The organism is Burkholderia sp. HAN2018 (assembly GCF_024704855.1).
Lineage (GTDB): Bacteria > Pseudomonadota > Gammaproteobacteria > Burkholderiales > Burkholderiaceae > Burkholderia > Burkholderia cepacia.
Window position 1 is genome coordinate 1 of record NZ_QOBB01000455.1, and the last position, 2,327, is coordinate 2,327.

Genomic DNA, 2,327 nt, shown 5'->3' on the forward strand with positions numbered 1-2,327 from the left:
CCGCGAAACCGGCCGAGGGCGCGGAGGCGTCGCCGGTCGCCGAGGCCGTCGTCGCAGCAGCAGCCGCGGCGGCGCCCGAGCAGGCGTCCGAGTCGGTGCCGGTGTCGAACCAGCCGGGCGGCCAGACGCTCGTGATCGACCGGCCGTTGCGTTCGGGGCAGCAGATTTACGCGAAAGGAGACCTCGTGGTGCTCGCGCCGGTCAGTCACGGCGCGGAGATCATCGCGGAAGGCAATATCCACATCTACGCGCCGTTGCGCGGCCGCGCACTCGCGGGCGTGCACGGCAATCACGACGCGCGCATTTTCTGCACGTGTCTCGAGCCGGAACTGATTTCGATCGCGGGTATCTATCGAACAACCGAGAACCCGTTGCCCGCCGATGTACTGGGGAAAGCGGTGCAGATCCGGCTCGAAGAGGAAAAACTGATGATTGAACCGCTGCGCCTGACGTAATACACGCGGTGCGCTCCGGATCGATCGGCTCTCATTGACGAACACAGGGTATTGGGTAAATGGCAAAAATCATCGTGGTGACCTCGGGCAAGGGCGGCGTGGGCAAGACGACGACGAGCGCGAGCTTTGCGTCCGGTCTCGCGCTGCGCGGCCACAAGACGGCCGTGATCGACTTCGACGTCGGCCTGCGCAACCTCGATCTCATCATGGGCTGCGAGCGCCGCGTGGTGTACGACCTCGTGAACGTGATCCAGGGCGAAGCGAACCTGAACCAGGCGCTGATCAAGGACAAGAAGTGCGAGAACCTGTTCATCCTGCCGGCGTCGCAGACGCGCGACAAGGATGCGCTCACGCGCGAAGGCGTCGAGAAGGTGCTGAACGACCTCACCGCGATGGACTTCGAATACATCGTCTGCGATTCGCCGGCCGGCATCGAGGCGGGCGCGCTGCACGCGATGTACTTCGCGGATGAAGCGCTGATCGTCACGAACCCGGAAGTGTCGTCGGTGCGCGACTCCGACCGCATTCTCGGCATCCTGTCGTCGAAGACGAAGCGTGCGACCGAAGGCAAGGATCCGATCAAGGAACACCTGCTGATCACGCGCTACAGCCCGAAGCGCGTCAGCGAAGGCGAGATGCTGTCGCTCGAGGACATCAGCGAGATCCTGCGCATCAAGCTGATCGGCGTGGTGCCCGAGTCGGAAGCCGTCCTGCATGCGTCGAACCAGGGCTTGCCGGCCGTGCATATCGACGGCACCGACGTGGCGGAAGCGTACAAGGACGTCGTCGCGCGCTTCCTCGGTGAAGACAAGCCGCTGCGCTTCACCGATTACCAGAAGCCGGGCCTGCTGCAGCGCCTCTTCGGCAGCAAGTAACGGAGGCCGCCAATGTCCATCCTTTCGTTTCTCCTCGGTGAGAAGAAGAAGTCCGCATCGGTCGCGAAGGAGCGCCTGCAGCTCATCATCGCGCACGAGCGCGTCGGCGGCCGCCCGCCGGCGGATTACCTGCCGGCGCTGCAGAAGGAGCTGGTCGCGGTCATCTCGAAGTACGTCCATATTTCGAACGATGACATCCGCGTGAGCCTCGAGCGCCAGGACGATCTCGAAGTCCTCGAAGTGAAGATCGAGATCCCGCAGGCCTGAGTGCTACCTGTGTCCCTCCGCACGGCGGCACTCGCCGCCGTGCGCGTCTTACGCCCTGTTGCATTTTCGGGCACGCCGTAACACGGCGTCTGTCGGCCGTTATCGGTCCTCCCGCATTGAACGAATACGCTCGCGTAACTTGTTCAACCTGGAGGTTGTGATGGCTGTCTCTACTGTTCAACGTCGTATCGTTTCGCTCGCCCTGCTTGCCGCGAGCCTGTCAGCCGTCGTCGCGCCGCTTGCCGCGCATGCGGACGAGATTCTCGTCGGCACGCCCGTGATCGCGCCGCAGGGCCGCGTGGTCGTCGCCGAGCCGGTCGCCGTGCGCACCGAGGAAGTCGTCATCGTCGCGCCGAATGCGCCGCCGCCGGTGCGCTACGAGGTCGTGCCGGCCGCGCGCGTGGGCTATGTATGGGATCGCGGGCACTGGCACTGGGAGCATGGCCGCTACGTGTGGATCGGCGGCCACTGGGAGGCCGAGCGCGTCGGCATGCAATGGGTGCCGGGCCATTGGGACCAGCGCGGACCGAACTGGTTCTGGACCCGTGGCCACTGGGCGTGATGGAGGCGGGCGATGAAAAGAACCGCAATCGCCATCGTGCTCGTCGCAATCACGCTGGCCGGGTGCATCGTCGTGCCGGCGCGGCCCGTGTACTACCGGCCGGCACCCGTCGTGATCTACTGAGCGTCGCGCGGGCCGGGCTGCGCCGCGCCGTTGGTCCCGGCCGCG

General features: G+C 65.4%; 4 protein-coding genes. All 4 read left to right on the top strand.

Annotation, left to right across the window (positions count from 1 at the left end):
* Positions 1 to 455: septum site-determining protein MinC (gene minC, locus DPV74_RS40865; RefSeq protein ID WP_119339251.1), on the top strand; the 455-nt coding region annotated here is incomplete at its 5' end.
* 59 nt (positions 456 to 514) lie between these two features.
* Positions 515 to 1,330, top strand: a complete 816-nt coding sequence (gene minD, locus DPV74_RS40870; RefSeq protein ID WP_027788114.1) for a septum site-determining protein MinD — start codon at positions 515 to 517, stop codon at positions 1,328 to 1,330.
* Between the two features lie 12 nt (positions 1,331 to 1,342).
* The gene (gene minE, locus DPV74_RS40875; protein WP_006486661.1) at positions 1,343 to 1,597 is read left to right on the top strand and encodes a cell division topological specificity factor MinE; all 255 of its coding nucleotides are present in this window, start codon (positions 1,343 to 1,345) and stop codon (positions 1,595 to 1,597) included.
* 160 nt (positions 1,598 to 1,757) lie between these two features.
* Positions 1,758 to 2,159 carry a YXWGXW repeat-containing protein gene (locus tag DPV74_RS40880; protein WP_059695887.1) on the top strand — a complete coding sequence of 134 codons (402 nt, stop codon included), beginning with the start codon at positions 1,758 to 1,760 and terminating at the stop codon, positions 2,157 to 2,159.
* The last annotated feature ends 168 nt before the right edge of the window (positions 2,160 to 2,327 follow it).

Excerpts from the sequence above, each read along its gene's own strand:
- minD (WP_027788114.1), top strand. The coding sequence starts at position 515 with ATGGCAAAAATCATCGTGGTGACCTCGGGCAAGGGCGGCGTGGGCAAG.
- minE (WP_006486661.1), top strand. The coding sequence starts at position 1,343 with ATGTCCATCCTTTCGTTTCTCCTCGGTGAGAAGAAGAAGTCCGCATCG.
- DPV74_RS40880 (WP_059695887.1), top strand. The coding sequence starts at position 1,758 with ATGGCTGTCTCTACTGTTCAACGTCGTATCGTTTCGCTCGCCCTGCTT.